This window comes from Rhodopirellula islandica (assembly GCF_001027925.1).
GTDB classification, from domain to species: Bacteria; Planctomycetota; Planctomycetia; order Pirellulales; family Pirellulaceae; genus Rhodopirellula; species Rhodopirellula islandica.
The window spans coordinates 1-546 of record NZ_LECT01000049.1 but is presented as its reverse complement, the minus strand read 5'-3'; the positions used below and the strand labels follow the sequence as shown (position 1 = coordinate 546).

The window sequence follows — 546 nt, the reverse complement described above, 5'->3', positions numbered from 1 at the left end:
GCCGGTCCGCGAGGCCCACGCGGCATGCCCGACGCCGGCCCCATCCGGGGCGATGATTGCCGCCGAATGCTCCTCCGGTTCGCGTCCCGTCATCGCCACAGCCACCCGGATTTTGCAATTTAGAATTTCACTTTTTCAATCTCCCTCAGCTCACCTGTCGCCGCTCCGCGGCTTGCCGAGTCAAGGGAGTGACACTCGAGACCTCGGGTTGAAAAACCCGAGGCTGACAACTGTCACCGCTCCGCGGTTGTTCCATCCCCCGGACGCACCTCCAGTCGCGGAGCGACGGCAGCCGAAAGCCTTGGGTTTTCAACCCAAGGTCATCCGCCGACAACACACAAGTTCCCCAGTCGCGGAGCGACGACAGATGTTTGTCGTCTCGTCGCCGAACGATCCCCGGTTCGTGCTCCGTACGATGGGTTTCCAAGCCCGCCAAAATGGAACCCCAACGCGTGACGGCTTGTGGATTGAATCCTAACCCGACGCGTGAGCGAGGGATCGCGTGCCATTGCAACGAGCCGGTGGGTCCCTCGCTCACGCGTCGGG

Annotated in this window: 1 protein-coding gene; it reads right to left on the bottom strand. The window is 62.8% G+C overall.

Annotation, left to right across the window (positions count from 1 at the left end; all coding sequences use genetic code 11):
* Positions 1-145 precede the first annotated feature (145 nt).
* Positions 146-546, bottom strand: a 401-nt coding sequence (locus tag RISK_RS33265) for a hypothetical protein (RefSeq protein WP_047817062.1), incomplete at its 5' end; no start/stop codon positions are given.